At 56.0% G+C, this 15402-nt stretch carries 15 protein-coding genes and 1 pseudogene; 8 read left to right on the plus strand and 8 right to left on the minus strand.

Features of this window, described 5'->3' with window-relative positions; all coding sequences use genetic code 11:
- Nucleotides 1–262 precede the first annotated feature (262 nt).
- The 4 genes from KP707_RS13660 to KP707_RS13675 are packed head-to-tail and all read right to left on the minus strand — an operon-like array spanning nt 263 to nt 2458.
- Nucleotides 263–721, minus strand: a complete 459-nt coding sequence (locus tag KP707_RS13660; protein ID WP_211582173.1) for a nuclear transport factor 2 family protein — start codon at nt 719–721, stop codon at nt 263–265.
- Nucleotides 722–759: 38 nt separating this feature from the next.
- Entirely contained in the window at nt 760–1725 is a 966-nt protein-coding gene (locus KP707_RS13665) for a saccharopine dehydrogenase NADP-binding domain-containing protein (protein ID WP_211582174.1), read from the minus strand.
- 8 nt (nt 1726–1733) lie between these two features.
- Entirely contained in the window at nt 1734–2150 is a 417-nt protein-coding gene (locus KP707_RS13670) for a VOC family protein (protein ID WP_211582175.1), read from the minus strand.
- Between the two features lie 14 nt (nt 2151–2164).
- Nucleotides 2165–2458, minus strand: a complete 294-nt coding sequence (locus KP707_RS13675) for an SDR family oxidoreductase (protein WP_215751791.1) — start codon at nt 2456–2458, stop codon at nt 2165–2167.
- A 138-nt stretch (nt 2459–2596) separates the two neighbouring features.
- Between KP707_RS13675 and KP707_RS13680 the strand changes: the two genes are divergently transcribed.
- Complete coding sequence (locus tag KP707_RS13680; protein ID WP_215751792.1) at nt 2597–3487, plus strand: AraC family transcriptional regulator; 891 nt, start codon at nt 2597–2599, stop codon at nt 3485–3487.
- A 195-nt stretch (nt 3488–3682) separates the two neighbouring features.
- On the opposite strand, the gene KP707_RS13685 is transcribed toward KP707_RS13680, so the two are convergent.
- Complete coding sequence (locus tag KP707_RS13685) at nt 3683–4738, minus strand: alkene reductase (RefSeq protein ID WP_215751793.1); 1056 nt, start codon at nt 4736–4738, stop codon at nt 3683–3685.
- Between the two features lie 63 nt (nt 4739–4801).
- The gene (locus tag KP707_RS13690; protein ID WP_202258956.1) at nt 4802–5410 is read right to left on the minus strand and encodes a TetR/AcrR family transcriptional regulator; all 609 of its coding nucleotides are present in this window, start codon (nt 5408–5410) and stop codon (nt 4802–4804) included.
- Nucleotides 5411–5485: 75 nt separating this feature from the next.
- Here KP707_RS13690 and KP707_RS13695 point away from each other — a divergent pair, with 75 nt between their 5' ends.
- Nucleotides 5486–6373 carry an SDR family NAD(P)-dependent oxidoreductase gene (locus tag KP707_RS13695; protein ID WP_215751794.1) on the plus strand — a complete coding sequence of 296 codons (888 nt, stop codon included), beginning with the start codon at nt 5486–5488 and terminating at the stop codon, nt 6371–6373.
- A 39-nt stretch (nt 6374–6412) separates the two neighbouring features.
- Entirely contained in the window at nt 6413–7129 is a 717-nt protein-coding gene (locus tag KP707_RS13700) for an SDR family NAD(P)-dependent oxidoreductase (protein ID WP_215751795.1), read from the plus strand.
- A 177-nt stretch (nt 7130–7306) separates the two neighbouring features.
- Here KP707_RS13700 and KP707_RS13705 read toward each other — a convergent pair whose 3' ends face one another.
- Nucleotides 7307–7759, minus strand: coding sequence for a hypothetical protein (locus KP707_RS13705; RefSeq protein WP_215751796.1), 453 nt, complete (start codon nt 7757–7759; stop codon nt 7307–7309).
- A 30-nt stretch (nt 7760–7789) separates the two neighbouring features.
- On the opposite strand from KP707_RS13705, the pseudogene KP707_RS13710 reads away from it, so the two are divergent.
- Nucleotides 7790–8870 (plus strand): annotated as a pseudogene (locus KP707_RS13710) (IS5 family transposase).
- Between the two features lie 238 nt (nt 8871–9108).
- Here KP707_RS13710 and KP707_RS13715 read toward each other — a convergent pair.
- Complete coding sequence (locus KP707_RS13715; protein WP_215769423.1) at nt 9109–9501, minus strand: helix-turn-helix transcriptional regulator; 393 nt, start codon at nt 9499–9501, stop codon at nt 9109–9111.
- Between the two features lie 151 nt (nt 9502–9652).
- Between KP707_RS13715 and KP707_RS13720 the strand changes: the two genes are divergently transcribed.
- From KP707_RS13720 to KP707_RS13735, 4 genes are read left to right on the plus strand one after another with little or no spacing between them, the layout of a single operon-like run.
- Complete coding sequence (locus KP707_RS13720; RefSeq protein ID WP_215751798.1) at nt 9653–10498, plus strand: ABC transporter substrate-binding protein; 846 nt, start codon at nt 9653–9655, stop codon at nt 10496–10498.
- Between the two features lie 36 nt (nt 10499–10534).
- Nucleotides 10535–11662 carry an LLM class flavin-dependent oxidoreductase gene (locus KP707_RS13725; protein ID WP_211497492.1) on the plus strand — a complete coding sequence of 376 codons (1128 nt, stop codon included), beginning with the start codon at nt 10535–10537 and terminating at the stop codon, nt 11660–11662.
- Between the two features lie 34 nt (nt 11663–11696).
- Nucleotides 11697–14114 carry a TonB-dependent receptor gene (locus tag KP707_RS13730; RefSeq protein ID WP_215751799.1) on the plus strand — a complete coding sequence of 806 codons (2418 nt, stop codon included), beginning with the start codon at nt 11697–11699 and terminating at the stop codon, nt 14112–14114.
- A 20-nt stretch (nt 14115–14134) separates the two neighbouring features.
- On the plus strand, nt 14135–15358 hold the full coding sequence (locus KP707_RS13735) for an MFS transporter (protein WP_215751800.1): 1224 nt from the start codon (nt 14135–14137) through the stop codon (nt 15356–15358).
- Nucleotides 15359–15402: the final 44 nt, after the last annotated feature.

Genomic DNA, 15402 nt, shown 5'->3' on the forward strand with positions numbered 1-15402 from the left:
GGGTAAACGGAATGTCAGTTATCGGGAAGCGATAGTCGAAAGTAGCCATTCGCAACACTCAGATTCATGACGCCTACCGACCCAACTCACGCCGTTGACCCTTACTGGGATCAACGGCCGGCATCCAGGAAAAGCCGCCGTTCAATGCCATCCGAACTGCAGGCCGGAAGCGTCAATCCTCCAATCCCCAGTTCCGATGAGATCAGTCGCACAATGTCGAACGCTCCTTCGCGCTTCGCATCTGCGCCGTCACGGTGTTTTCTTACACCCCAGCGAGGACGCTCAGATCGCCATTTCGCCAGACATTGTCGACGACCACCCGCCGAATAACCCAGACGTCGCGATTGCGGGACAGGTCGACGTCGTAGCGATTTTTCATCATGTAATGCCGCGAATGATCGTCCTGCATTACATGCTGCGCCTCGACCAGTGCCTCCATTCTTGCGGTATCGCCCTCCAGCCACACGCGCGGATTGCTGACCGTATGGGTCGTGTCGATCCCGGCGAGCGACGCGGACAGCGCCGAGACCAGCGTATCGCGCCCTTGCAGCACGGGATATTCGAAGCCCGCTTTCGCCGCCGCCGGCCTGAAATCGGAGATCGCGTCTTCCGCTAGGGACGACGCCAGCAGATCCTGATCGCGTAGATCGATGCCCGCAGCATAGCGATAAAGCGCATCGATCACGGCGAGAGTCTCGGCGATGGGGGAATTGGAAGTCATTGTAATATCCTCGGAACCGGGTGAGGTGGGAGCGTGGGTCAGTTAGGGACGCTTGAGATGCTGGTATCCGCGATCGTCTCTGCGAAACCGCTGCCGAACAGGCCGGCAGGTGTCTGGAACCCGGGTCGAGTTTCGCCCGCGAGCACCAGCCGTGCAGCCTCGGCTGCCGCCATCGGCGTGAAGGTGTAGCCATTGACCGTCTCGAGGCGATGCAGCGTCACCGTGCCGTCGGCTGCGGTCACTTCCGCCACGGCGGCGTAGCGATTGGCCGCGCGCTCGGCTTCCGTGGGGCCGTCGGGAAGCGCCGACAGATCGCCGCCGGGAAACGCATCGCCGGCAACGTGCACAAAAGTTGCGATATTGGGCACCTTCGTCTCTCGCCAGATCGTGATCAGGTCGGGCAAGGTCAGCGGAAAGGAGGCGGCCAGGCCGCTGCCGAAGTCGAACTCGTGCAGTGCCGTGGTGTTGCTCGGGACGAGAGCGCCGTCTGCCCGCACAAGGAGGTCCACGGTCACATTCTCAGCAGCGCTGATAGCCGAACCGCGCGACATCGCGCCGGAGACCATGAGCGCGATGCGGATGCGTACCGGCTCTGACACAGTCTCGATCGCCCGCGCCGCCAAGCAGCCGAGCATCGCGACGCTGCCGCCGCTCCCCGGCAAGAGCATGACGCCACGCGCGGCCGCTTCTTCGTCGAGCTTCTCGGCGAGCCGATAACTGTCCAGTTCGGCTGCGATGTCGAGGTAATGAACACCGTTGCGGATCGCCGCACGCATCAATGGCTCGGCAGTGCGCAGGAAGGGGCCAGCGCAATTGAGCAGGACCGTTACGCCCGAAAGCGCTGCATCCGTAGCCGCCTGGTCGTCGAGGGTGAAGGCTCGCGTCTCACCGTTCAGCCCAGCCAACGCCGCGGTATCACGACCGGCAAGGAGCGGATCGAGCCCGGCTGCCTTCGCATAGCCGGTTGCGAGGCGCGCGGTGTAGCCAGTAGCGCCGTAGATCATGAGCCGGCTCACGACGCATGCTGCCAGCTCTTGAACACGAATTCGAGGCTGTAGCCATCGGGATCGAGCACGTTCGCGGCATAATAACGGAGATCATAATGGAGCCGCGCACCGGGTGCTCCCATGCCTCCGCCTATCGCTTCGGTAGCACCGGCGGCGATCGCTGTGGCATAGGCTACATCAACCTGTTCCCGCGAATCCGCGACGAAGCCGATATGGGCAGCCCGTCCTTCGACCACGCCCTGTCGCAGCCAGAAGAAGATGCGCCCCTTGCAGCCAAAGCCCTTGAGATCGGGGTGGCCGGGAGGAGCGTCCTTGCCATCGTAATCGACGCGATCAGTGATGCCGAGCGGCGCGAGTGCTCGCGTGTAGAAGGCGATGGAGCGGTCGAGGTCGGCAACAGATAGGAAGACGTGATCGAGCATTTCTGATCTCCAGTTCAGATGAGGTAACCGCCGGCGACTTCGATCGTCTGCGCATTGATCCAGCGGTTGGTGTCCGACAGCAGGCTGGCAATGACGTAGCCCACGTCGTCAGGCTCCCCGATCCGCCCAAGCGCGGCAGCCTTGCCGCCATTCGCTTCAATCGCTTGCACCACCTCGACCGCCTGCTCCGAATTGCGGTTATAAGTGAGGATGACGCCCTGACCCTGACCCTGACCCTGCGCCGCGCAAGCGATGGCGGTGGTGCGACCGAGGCCTCGGCTACCGCCGGTGATGATGGTGATTTTCATGGGGCGTTCTCCGCTTTTTTTTCGTGTGGTTTGGAGATAGTTGTTCGACCCGTTCGCGGCTGCGCCTGATCCTCCCTCGATTTTGCCTATTCCTGCTTTGCGTTTGCCGCGGCCACACGAGAGGCGCACAAGAGGCACATGGAAAAACAGCTTGTAGAACTGCGTCACCTTGCCTCAAACGCCCAGAACAGGCGTACCGAGACCGGTATCCCGCGCGTGGCGATGGTGCAGGGAGCGATACCAGAGCACGAATTGGCAGCGGTCTATGATCCGATGATCAACCTCATCCTGACCGGCAGCAAGGCGATGACGATCGGCGAACGGACAATGCGATACGATTCGGCTAGCTATTTCGTGATGTCGCTGGATCTGCCCGCCGTTGGCGAGGTGTGTCCGGATTCTGTCGGCAATCCCTATCTGGCCGTCAGCCTCACGATCGACCCGCAGATGGTAGGCATGATGCTTGCCGATCTCGGCCATAGCGCCCCGCCGCAGTGTTCGAGTGGGTTCTCGGTAGCGTCGGTGACGCCCGAGTTACTCGATGCGTGGCTGCGCATGCTGCGACTGATCGATAATCCGACCGATATTGCTGCGCTAGCTCCGGCCTACGAACGCGAGATCCTGTATCGGGTGTTCCAGGGGCCGCATGGCGCAATGCTGCGCGACATCGCCTCGCCCGACACCGCCCTGTCGCGAGTCCGGCTCGCCATCCAGTGGATACGCATGAACTTCAAGGTGCCGTTGCGGGTGGAGGCTCTTGCCGAGATCGCCGCAATGAGCACCTCAGCCTTTCATCGCCACTTCAAGGCTGCAACGGCGATGAGCCCGCTGCAATTTCAGAAACGTATCCGCCTGCTTCAGTCGCGAATGCTGCTGATCGCCAGTGCACAAAGCACCGCAGCAGTGGCTTATGAGGTGGGGTATGAAAGCCAGTCCCAGTTCACCCGGGAATATACACGCTTCTTCGGTCAGTCTCCCGCAAGGGACGTGCGTCGGGTTCAGCGCGAGCTACGCAACGGCTTGGCCTGACGGTCACTTGTGACCGTGACAATGTCGGCTTTCGGGCAACCACCATTACCGCTTTGATGTCTGCCTTGAGGGCGACTGCGGCCTGTCTGCTCCTGCATCACTGAGCAGACAGACGGATCAGGGGGGGGAAAGCAGAATGTCGGCTTTTAGTCTCTCAATGCCTGTAATCCGACATTGAGAGATGCTCATTCGTAATTAAAGAAAAGGATAGTCAGTATAGCCTTTCTCGGTTCCGCCGAAGAAAGTGTTTCGGTCTGCCTCGTTCAGCGGGGCATCTACCTTCAGGCGGGCCAAGAAGTCCGGGTTGGCGAGGATCATCTGGCCGTAGGCTTCCATGTCGGCGAGGCCGCTGGCGACGTCTTTCCCGATGTCCTCGCGCGGCCGACCGGGACGGTTGAGGATCAGCTTGCGCGTCCAGAGTTGCCGGATATCGGACAGAAGCTGTTCATTGCCCTGATGCATGATGTGAACATACGACAGATGGAGTTTATCCAGTTCACCAATCAGATAGCGATACAGGTCCGGCCCCTCTGCGCCCTCATCAATGCCCCAGAGGCTGGTGCCAGGTGAGAAGCGGATGGCTGTCCGGTCCGCACCGATTTCGTCGGCAATCGCTGTGGCTACCTCGATCGCGAAGCGCGCACGGTTTTCGATCGATCCGCCATAGTCATCAGTCCGTGTATTGGCGCTGGGAGCAAAGAACTGTTGAATCAGGTAGGCGTTGGCGCCATGGATCTCAACACCATCTGCTCCGGCTTCGATCGCGCACTTGGCTGCATGCCGAAAGTCCTGAACGGTCTGGCGGATTTCCTCGATGCTCAGGGCGCGCGGCGTCGGAATATCCTGCATGCCGGTGGCCGTGAACATGCCTGTGCCCGGGGCAATTGCAGAGGGTGCAACACCCTGCCGATGATGCGGGGTGTTGTCCGGATGGGACATGCGGCCCGCGTGCATCAACTGGATATAGATATGCCCGCCTTTGGCATGAACGGCGGATGTCACCGTTTTCCAGCCGGCAATATGGGCTTCGGTATAGATGCCCGGTGTCATCAGATACCCCTGTCCATCGTCGGACGGTTGCGTTCCCTCGGCAACGATCAGGCCGACGCTGGCGCGTTGAGCATAATACTCGGGGGCAAGAGGCCCCGGTGTGCCGTCATATTGCGCGCGGCTGCGGGTCATGGGGGCCATTACAAAACGGTTGGGTAGGGTGGCCCGGCCCAGGGTTATTGGCTGCCAGATATCCGTCATAGTCATCTGTCCTTGTTCGGCGTCACGCGCTTTCAGCAACGCGATGCCTGATGGAAAAGCCTGCTAGGGCACTGGTCTGATCCCGTCCCAGAGCAGGGTGATTACGTCGGCAACATGACGTTCGTCCGTTGCCTTGTCAGAACCCGGTTCGCCGCAGATACGGTTGGAAAAAGCCCGGTTGTGCAAAACCCCAAGAAGCGTGGACGCAAGAACCTGTGCATCGCATTGTGCCAACTTCTTCTGATCCTGCGCCCGTCCGATCCATTCGGTCAGGGCTCGAAAGGCACGTGCTGGGGCGGATTCCTCCGGATCTTCTCCTGAGCACAGGGCTTCGGTGGGGATGCCACTGGCCTGAAGCACTGTAAATCCGGCATGCAGGTCTTCGAAAAACGCTGCTATGGTGCAGGCGATCTCGACAATCTGCTCCCGGATCGGTCGGTGATCGGGACCGGATTCCAGTGTTTCAATCCAGTAGATGTCCTTTGGTGCGCCCAATGCTGCCAGCATAAGACCCTGCTTCGAACCGAAGCGGTTGAAGAGGGTTGTATGACTGACACCGATCTCCCGTGCGATGTCCGCAGCCGAGACGCTTCCACCGCGTTCAAGAAAGCAGCGACGGGCAATGGCTACGATGTGTTCGTCCGAGACTTCTTTTGGGCGTCCGATTTTCATTCCTGATTCCGACTTGACGATTCACCTCATCAGCATATCTTTCTGTCTAGAAAGAAAGCAAGAGGCATCCAAACTATGAAACGCGATCTTAGCCTGAAATGGCATAATGTGGATCCAGGCTCGCTGCGCGGCAAAAGAGCCATCGTCGTCGGGGGAACAGGCGGGGTGGGGCGTGCCGTGAGTCAGGCCCTTGCTGCGCGTGGTGCGCAGGTGACTGTCGTTGGACAGACATTCCGCGACGCCGATATTGCCAATCTCTCGTTCGTGCAGGCCGATCTCAGCCTACTGAACGATGCGGAGCGGGTTGCGCGGGAACTTCCAGCAGAGCAAGCTGACCTTTTTATTTTTACAACGGGTATCTTCGCCGCTCCCAAACGTCAGGTGACGGCGGAGGGGATCGAGCGCGACATGGCGGTCAGCTATCTGAACCGGCTGGTGATGCTCCGCAACCTTGCGCCCCGTCTAGGCACACAACGAAGCGATAGCTCACCGCGTGCGCGCGTGTTCATCATGGGGTACCCCGGCACGGGCCAGCTTGGTACGCCAGACGATCTGAATTCCGAACGGGCTTACAAAGTGATGGCGGCCCATATGAACACGGTCGCTGGCAATGAGGCGCTAGTCGTAGATTCTGCACATCGTTACCCTGATCTCGACGTCTTTGGACTGAATCCTGGCCTGATCAAATCGAGCATCCGCAGTAATCTGATGGGCGCGGACAGTCTCAAACACCGGATCATGGAATGGCTGATTGGCAAGCTGGCCCCGAGCGCTGACAACTACGCCGCGCGCATTCTACCCCTGCTGGTCTCTCCCGATCTGGATCAGCGTAGCGGGGCATTCTTCAATCGTAAGGCACAGGCCATTTTGCCATCCGAGGGCATGAATGAGGCTTATGCCAAGCGTTACATTGCTGCTTCTGAAGCATTGATTGCCAAGGCTGGCGTGAGCTTGAACGACTAATCGACTGAAGCGAAGCCATTTCAATTGAAGGGAAGACAGATGTCGACATCTTTAGAACGCCAGCCCGTAGTCGTTATTGCCGGAGCAGGTCCAGGAAATGGTCAGGCCATTGCGCGTCGCTTTGCCGACGCGGGATATCTTGTGGCTCTACTCGGTCGCAATACAGAGAAAGCGCAGGACCTGGCCAAGGAAATTCCTCAGGCCGTCGGTTATGGTTGTGACGTTGGAGATGCCGCTGCAGTGACTGCGGCATTCGATCGGATCCGATTGGATCAGGGGACGATCGACGTACTGGTTTTCAATGCTGGGTCGGCGATTTTCGCCAATATCGAGACGATAACAGCAGAGCAGTTCGAAGCCTCATGGCGGGTCAATGCACTGGGTGGTCTACTCTGCAGCCAAGCGGTCATTCCGGAAATGCTTGCTCGGGGAGCAGGCCAAATCCTGTTTGTCGGTGCGACGGCCTCTCGTCGGGGTGGTGCGCAGATGGCGGCATTCGCGCCAGCCAAGGCAGCGCAACGAAGTCTGGCGGAATCCATGGCGCGGCAGCTCTGGCCGAAAGGCATCCATGTCGCTTTGATCATTATCGATGGTATCGTCGACACGCCTGCGACGCGTACCTACGTTCCGGACAGGCCAGTTGAGAGTTTGGTAGCACCCGATGCCGTCGCCCATACCGCGTATGAACTGACGCGACAGGATCGCCGGGGTTGGAGTTTTGAGGTCGAAGTCAGGCCATTTCTGGAGAAATGGTGAGTTTGATAAGCTGCAAAAACACGTTGAGCAGGGGGGCTTTTAGGAGGGGGAAGCGGTCGGTCCACGTCGAGACAAAAACTTGTGAAAGCGGACATGTTCGCCATTTCGAGGGCGGTTCAATCAGGAAAAATAGGAGGCAGCTTATAATTGCAAAAAGATGCCCCCGGATAGTACAAATCAAGCTTCTTTGGCTTCAGATATAATCTCAGCCTGAAGGTCAGCTTTAGGCGTTTCCGTTAGGGCGTTAGGTTCACATTCCACTCGGTCACTTTCAGACATCTTTTCCATGAAGGTTTCTAGTTCAACCACGTTCATGCTTTCGGTGATGTCAAAATCTTCAATGATGCTTTCTTTCCCCTGAACCGATGGCCCATCCTTCAGCTTCTTGATTGCCACAAAGCCCATAGCGCGTGTCGAAAACGCGTTTGCACCGCCCCCAATCACACCGCCTAACAAAGGAACCATTTTTGTAAGGTTTATTAGGCCCTTTTGTGCCCCTCTGCTGACCACTTTACTCCCAACCTTTGTGCCTATCTTGGTTGCGGTCTTTGCGCTGGTGCTAGACCCTTTAATAACCAGATGGAGGGTTCGAAAAAACCCCTGGTTTTGATGCCTGCTCTGTGATTCCATTCGTCTGGTTCTGACTGAGGGAATGGCGCTATGAAGCAGCCGGGTTTCTTTGATGTTGAAGAGCGGTTGGCCCGGTTAAGCGGGCTTGGTGATCAGCTCGAAGCATTTTCCCGGACTGTGGATTTTGAGGCCTTCCGCCCTGATCTGGAGAAGGCTCTGGCCTATTCAGACAGGATCAAAGGCGGCCGTCCCCCGTTCGATCCGGTGCTGATGTTCAAGATCCTGGTCATCCAGACGCTGAACAATCTGTCCGACGAGCGAACGGAATATCTGATCAACGATCGCCTCTCCTTCATGCGTTTCCTTGGCCTGGGGCTTTCAGATCGTGTTCCTGATGCCAAAACACTCTGGCTGTTCCGTGAACGCCTGACGCAGGCGGGAGCGATCGAGGGTCTGTTCAATCGCTTTGATACAACCCTGCGCTGTGCTGGTTATCTGCCGATGTCGGGTCAGATCCTGGATGCAACGCTGGTGGCTGCTCCAAAGCAGCGCAACACGAACGCCGAGAAAGCCGATCTCCGGGCAGGCCGTATTCCCGAAGACTGGCAGGACAAGCCATCCAAACTGTCTCACAAGGATCGTCATGCGCGATGGACGCTGAAGTTCACGAAGGCGAAGCGGCAGGATGACGGGACGATCCCGTCAACGGATCTCGCCATCCCGTTCTTTGGCTATAAATCGCATATTTCCATCGACCGGAAGTTCAGGTTGATCCGGAAATGGAAAGCGACAGATGCCGCCGCCAGTGACGGTGCCAGACTACGCGAGGGCTTGCTGGATAAAACCAATACGGCCTCAAGCGTCTGGGCCGATACCGCGTATCGCTCGAAAGCCAACGAAGACTTCATGGAAAAGCAAGGGCTTTGTCTCAAAGGTCCACGGGAAAAAGCCGCATCTCAAGCCCATGCCCCGCCACATCCAGCGGTCCAACGCAGGGAAGTCGGTGATCCGGTCGCGTGTCGAGCATGTCTTTGCCGATCAGAAATCGCAGACGGGGCTCTTCATTCGGGTTGTCGGTATCACCCGGGCCACCATGAGGATCGGACTGGCCAATATTGTCTACAACATGCGCCGCTTCCTCTTCCTCGAGAGGTTGAACGCGAGCGCGTAGCCAGCAAGCGGGAGACAGCCCCTCGATCCGCTCAAAACGCAGATCAAAAGCCAACCAAAGAACCGTCAATTAAATCGCTAAAACCCAGAAATTACCGGAAAAGCACATCAATTAAGGGTTCTTCGATCCCTCCATCTGCCTCGCCGCAACTGTCATCTTCTGGCTATGAGTCCTGAGCCTAACTGACAACACGCGTTAGGCTTGAAACAAATTATTACGTCCACAGATTGACATCAGGCTACATTGTTTCCAGATCAGAGAGTTGAGTTTCAGCATGTAAGCTCGCTGCTTCCTGAGCTGAAGTTTTGGAATCGATGAGACGCGCCTGAACGGGGACAAGATCTGGCCACAGAGGTCGGAGTGAAAGGATAACGGCGCGGGCGCGCTGATCCGATACACCGTAGACGACGTGCTTGGCCTGCCTTCTACCTCTAATAATTCCAGCGTTCCGAAGAACACCCACCTGTTGCGAAAGGGTGGGCTGATGAATGTCCAGACATCGTTCGATCTCAGACACCGACCGTTCCCCCTCAACAAGCAGACAAGCAATAGCTAGCCGGGTTGGATTACCAAGAACCCGCAGGATACTGCTTGCCGCAGCTACATCTCGACAGAGCACGGACAACACCATGTCCCCCTTATACAGCGTTTCGGACAAAGGGTAGAGAAAAATCAGGGTAATTCACTTTCAATGGAAGTGGATAAAATTAAAAAACGAATCCTCTTGCGCTTTTCCTTTTCAATATATCATTATGCATATCGATATAGTGAAAGGGCTTCAAGTGTCACTCAAAATTGGGGTACATAATGCAAACCTGCATCTATTTCTCGCGTCCCGTTGGCCTGCTCTGTTTGATGGGATCGCAGTTGAATTCGTACATTATGACGATGGCCGTGAGAGCGCCCGCTTCCTGACGCGTGGTGAGATTGACATTTGTGGCACCGGATCGACGCCGCCGATCATTGCCCAGGCCAATGGTGCCGAGGTTGAATATATCGCGGCATCAGCTCGTCGGCCGCACAATGGTGCTCTGGTGACGACGCATACATCAACTATTGCAGACATCCGGGAACTCCAAGGGGCGAGGATCGCGTTGGTTGACGGCTCGTTCCATACCTACCTACTGGCACGTCTGCTGGATGGGGCGGGACTTTCTCTGCGAGACGTGCGGCGTGTTGAACTGTCGCCGTCCGCATCCCTCACTCGCCTTCTGGACGGAAAGGTGGATGCATGGATTGCAATGTCTCCATTGCTCGAAAAGGCAACATCCAAAAAACTCGTCAAGGTCATTGCCGAGTGTGGTGACAAAATTCCCAATCGCTCTGTCTTCTGGACGATCAGCAATCGAAAGCTTTCCGCATCACAGAAAGAAGATGTTCTTTCGCGTCTGGCAACTCTCGGGCGGGAAATTAGCGCTGATCCAGAAAGAGCAGCACGCATTCTGACGGATGCCCGCACAGAACAAGTCGATCTAAACACTTGGTCAACAGCCATCGCCGCACGGGACTGGAGCATACACGCAGCTGATCGGGAAATTGCCGATGAACAGCAGGAAGAAGCGGACACCCTCCTGCGTCATGGTGACCTCTCTCGGGAAATTGCAGTGCTGGACGCCATACGGCTCTGAGTGGGCCTTAAACCTCTTCCACGGAGAAGATGTGACATGAAAATCTTTGGATATATGTGTGCGCCTGACGGAGTTTACCCGTGGCGTCAGGACGGAACTCGTAAGGTAGATCTAGGCTATTATCGTCAGTTGGCGTCCGCCTACGATCAACTTGGATATACTGGCGCGCTTTTTGCGACTGGTGCACATGATGTCTGGGCTCTAGGAGGTGCGCTGGCCTCTTTCACGGATCGTCTGAAATTTCTGATTGCCATTCACCCAGGACTGATCCCCCCGACCCTGCTCGGAAAAATGGCGGCATCATTACAGGAATTTACGAAGGGTCGCGTGCTGCTGAACATTGTCTCAGGCACTACAGAAATGCTGGAGACTTATGGGCTTCACCTCCCTCATGGCGAACGCTACGCCATGGCGGACGAATATCTTTCCATATGGCATAGGCTGATGGAAGGCGAGGCCGTGACGTATGAAGGGCGTTACATCTCTCTCAAGAACGCGAAGCTGGCCCTTCCAGTCGGAAAGACGATCCCTGCGCCGCCCCTGTATTTCGGTGGCTCGTCGGATGCAGCGATTGATGTCGCCGCACGCCATGTCCATACCTATCTGTCGTGGGGGGAAACGCCAGACCAACTCGCGGAAAAGCATGCCCGTGTTCAAGAACGGGCCAAGAGTTATGGCCGGGAACTCTCATTCGGAGTTCGTCTCTATGTGATCGTGCGCCGCACCGACAATGAGGCATGGGACGCTGCCAATGACTTATATGCTCATATGGATGCGGACAGCGTGGCGGCCAATCAGCGGATGATTAATAATACCGACTCTGTTGGCCAAAAACGCATGGCGGCGTTGCACCAAGGCAAAAAACCCGAAAATCTTCGGGATCTTGAAATAGCACCAAATCTCTGGTCGGGCATTGGTCTCGTGCGCCCTGGACCTGGCACTGCGATCGTAGGGTCGCCAGATACGGTCCTGCGCACGCTGGAGGCATATCAAAAAGCCGGAATCGAAACGTTCATTCTCTCAGGCATGCCCCTGCTCGAAGAAGCCTACCGCTTCGGCGAACTGGTTATGCCACGTCTACCCACCGAGAACGCGACGTCGACTCCCATTAATCAGAACCTCACCTGGTCGTCTCTCTTCGATCGTGATCAGCAGAGTTCGTAAACCCGAGCTTAGCTGGCGCCCAAGGATTTCCCATATGTCTCAGTCGCGCTTGCCCGTTCGTCGCTATCTGACGCACGCCCATCGTTTTGCCCTTCTCGGTAGCACACTGCTTGCATATCCAGTGGTGGAAGCGAGCGCCGCCTCTCCGCTACCCACGGAAAAAAAACATTCGTCACCATCTGTTCAACATTCCGATCCGAAACATGCTACGTCCGCTATCGGCAACACGCGACCGCGCGATGAAACGCTCACTGTTGTTGCTCAGCGCAGACGGCAAAACCCGCAAACCGTGCCGGTTTCTCTGTCGGTCATCGGCGGTGACCAGATTTTACGCGATGCCCAATTGCAGCGCACCAGCGACATCGCAAAACTCGTACCTAATCTTCAAGGCGCAGCGACCGAAGGACCTGAACGTCCCCGGTGGTTCATGCGCGGAATTGGTACGAACAGCACCAACGCGAATACCGTAAATCCGGTCGGAGTCTATTACGACGAAGTCTACATCGCCAACGTTTATAATCAGGGCTTCCCCCTATTCGACCTGGCGCAGACAGAGGTTCTTCGGGGCCCACAGGGGACGTTGTGGGGTAAGAACGCCAATGGCGGTGCCATTAACCTAATTTCTCAGGCACCAACATTCAAACGCCAAGGATATGCCAAGTTCGGCTATGGAAGCTTCAATCATTCTCAGGAACAGGTCGCAATCGGTGGCACGATCATCCCCGACAAGGTGGCCGGTCGTTTTGCCTTCTATGCAGATAACAGCGATGGGTGGCAAAAAAATGTCACAGACGGAAAAAAACTTGGAGGCGGCCTGGACACGGCGGCGCGGGGGCAGTTGCTCATCCGGGCCACGCCTGATCTCAATATTACATTGAATGGCCATTACAGAAGGTTTGACGGGTCAGTATATCCGCAACAATACGCAGCGGATTTGTCGAAAAGCGGTTTTGGCAATCCGTCAACCGTGTATATTCCGGGCTATAACACGCCATCAGCCGTTCCGAAACTGGCGTATGACGAGGTCAATACATATCGCGCTCAGCAATTCGTTCAGGAAACTGGTGGGTTCGTCAAGGCGGTCTGGTCCCAGCCGCATTTCACGCTGACCTCAATCTCTGCTGCTGAGGGAAACCGTCGCAACCAGAGCGAAGCATACCCCATGATTGCGTTGCCTACCGGGCAGGCACCTTACAACGCATCTTACAATACCGGTGACTACTGGCAGGCAACACAGGAAATTCGCATTGCTTCTCATGGTACCCGTCGCTGGACCTGGCAAGCCGGTCTTTTCGGAATGCTCGAGCATCTCGACAGCATCGGCGCGAATGCCTATTATCATACACCCGTAACGGCCAATGGTCAGGCGCTTTCTTTTTCCGTTCCGCCATATTCTCGGGACCATTATGATCAAAATTGGCAAAACGGCTCAGCATTTGCTAGCGCTACCTATAACGTAACATCGCGTCTTCACATCACCGGCGGCTTGCGGTGGTCCATTGAGCGGATCGGCATCACAAACGCCTATGACGCAGTCCCTCTGACCGGAAGTGCGGGGGCCTATGGAAGTTCTCTTGCCTCACTACCTGCGGGGGCAACGAGGATACTGACCCAGAAAGAGCATAATACCTATCGGAACTGGAACTCCGATTTTACGATCCAATACGATATAACGCGACAGGCAATGGCCTATTTTCGGTTCGCTTCGGGGAAGATGCCGGGAAATTACAGCTTTACAGGGTATAGCAGGGTTCCGGGCACATCGTTTTCGGCTCAGCAATTAACATCTGTGAATCCGGAAACCATTGATTCGTTCGAATTGGGTGCCAAGACGCAATTCTGGGACCATCGGTTGACCCTGAATGCCGATGTATTTCGCTATAATTATGCGAACGCATTGGTGAACGTTCCGACCAATATTGGGAGAGGCATTACGACCATTGTTTTTCGCAATGCTGGCGCGGCTCGCATTCAGGGCGCGGAGGTGGAAGCAGCGCTCCACCCGGTCGCCGGCCTAAAACTCGGTGCCAATCTGGGTCTGCTGGACACACGCTATACATCGCAAAGCGAATACGGCGACGGAATCCTGGGGGCACAGATCCCACGCTCACCCCATGTCAGCTTGTCAGGATATGCCGACTACGACATCCGGCTACCCCACGGTGATCTTATTCTCGGAAGCGACTTCCAATACTACTCAAAACAATACTTTTATCCGTCGGTGTCCTCCCAAACGTCAGATCCCTTGCTGAGCCAGAGGAAATACGCGCTTTGGAATGCTCATCTGACATGGTTCCCCCAAAACAATCATCATCTTTCGTTTGATGCGTCTGTTTTGAATTTGCAGAACAATCATTACAAATCTCTGGCAATTACCCCGATCAACGGCCTGTCTTCTCTCACGCTGGGACAGCCGCGTAGTTTCTTCCTTCAGGCAATGTATCGCTTCTGAATTTTAGAGGACGCAGGCTTATGACCGACAGAGCACTGTCCCCGTTCCATCGATCCGCCGTCTGTGGGATGGCGATCGGAATGTTTATGCTGAGTTATGGTGATCGTGCTGTCCTCTCGGTCAGTATGCCTCTCATTGCGCATGAGTTTAATCTAGGGCCTGCCCAGACCGGATGGGTTCTTTCGAGTTTTCTTTGGTCCTACGTGATACTCACGTTCCCCGCCTCCTTGTTGGTCGATCGTTATCCGACCCGGGCGATGGGAGTGGCGGCTCTTCTGATCTGGTCGGTCGCCATGTTCATGGGAGGCTTATCTGCTACTCTTTTTGTCTTCCTCATGAGTCGTGTTCTATTAGGTATCGGTGAAACGCCGACATTCCCGCTGGCCAACCGGATTGTCCGCCAGTGGTCTGGGGAACAACACAGGGGAATAATTCTGACAGCGCTGGTCTGCTCAAGCCAGATCGGGCTTGCTTTCGGACTTCTGGGAAGTGGCTGGCTGGCTGGCTGGACCGGTTGGCGAAGTGCGTTTCTAGCCTATGGTGCGCTCAGTATCGTCATGGCCGTATGCTGGAGGTCAGTCTTTCCCGCTGAAGCCGTCAAAAGAATGAAATGGAGTGATGGTCGCTCGCTTCTCAATCTTCTTACTCAACGCACGTTCTGGGGACTTTTGTCCCCTGGTGCGGCCGGACAATACGCAAATTTCCTGATGATGTCGTGGTTCCCCACCTATTTGCATCGAACGTTCCATTTGCAGACCTTTGAAACGGGCTTGGATGCAAGCATCTGTTACGGAGTAGCAGCCATTTTTTCGATCGTGCTTGGAAAAGTAGCGGAAAAGATTTCCCTTGCCTTTTTGCCGAAACAAATATTGGCACCCAGACGTCTTGTTGTGGCGGTGTTGCTTCTGGGATCTTCGGTGATTGGCATCCTTCCGTTTCTAGATTCGGTATGGTTGGTTTTGTTTTGTGTTTCAGTAGTGATAGGTTTGATTATGGCCGCGTTGGGCGCCAACACGGCACTTGGATCCGATCTTCTGGTAGACGGTACCCGAATTGGGTCAGTCACTGGGTTCGGAATGATTTTCGGCAATGGAGTCGGGTTTCTTGCGCCAGTGACAACCGGGTACCTTGTACATTTGACCGGGACATTCTCCAGCGCTTTCTATTTGGCCGCGTTCGTTCTAGTTGCCGGAGCCGCTTTGGCGACACTTCTTCCAAGGCAGCCTCTTCAGCTGACCAAATGACGTGGAGAATTCGAAGAAACGGTGATTGATTTCTCTTTTACCTG

The organism is Gluconobacter sp. P5E10 (assembly GCF_018812145.1).
In the GTDB taxonomy this organism is placed as follows: domain Bacteria; phylum Pseudomonadota; class Alphaproteobacteria; order Acetobacterales; family Acetobacteraceae; genus Gluconobacter; species Gluconobacter cerinus.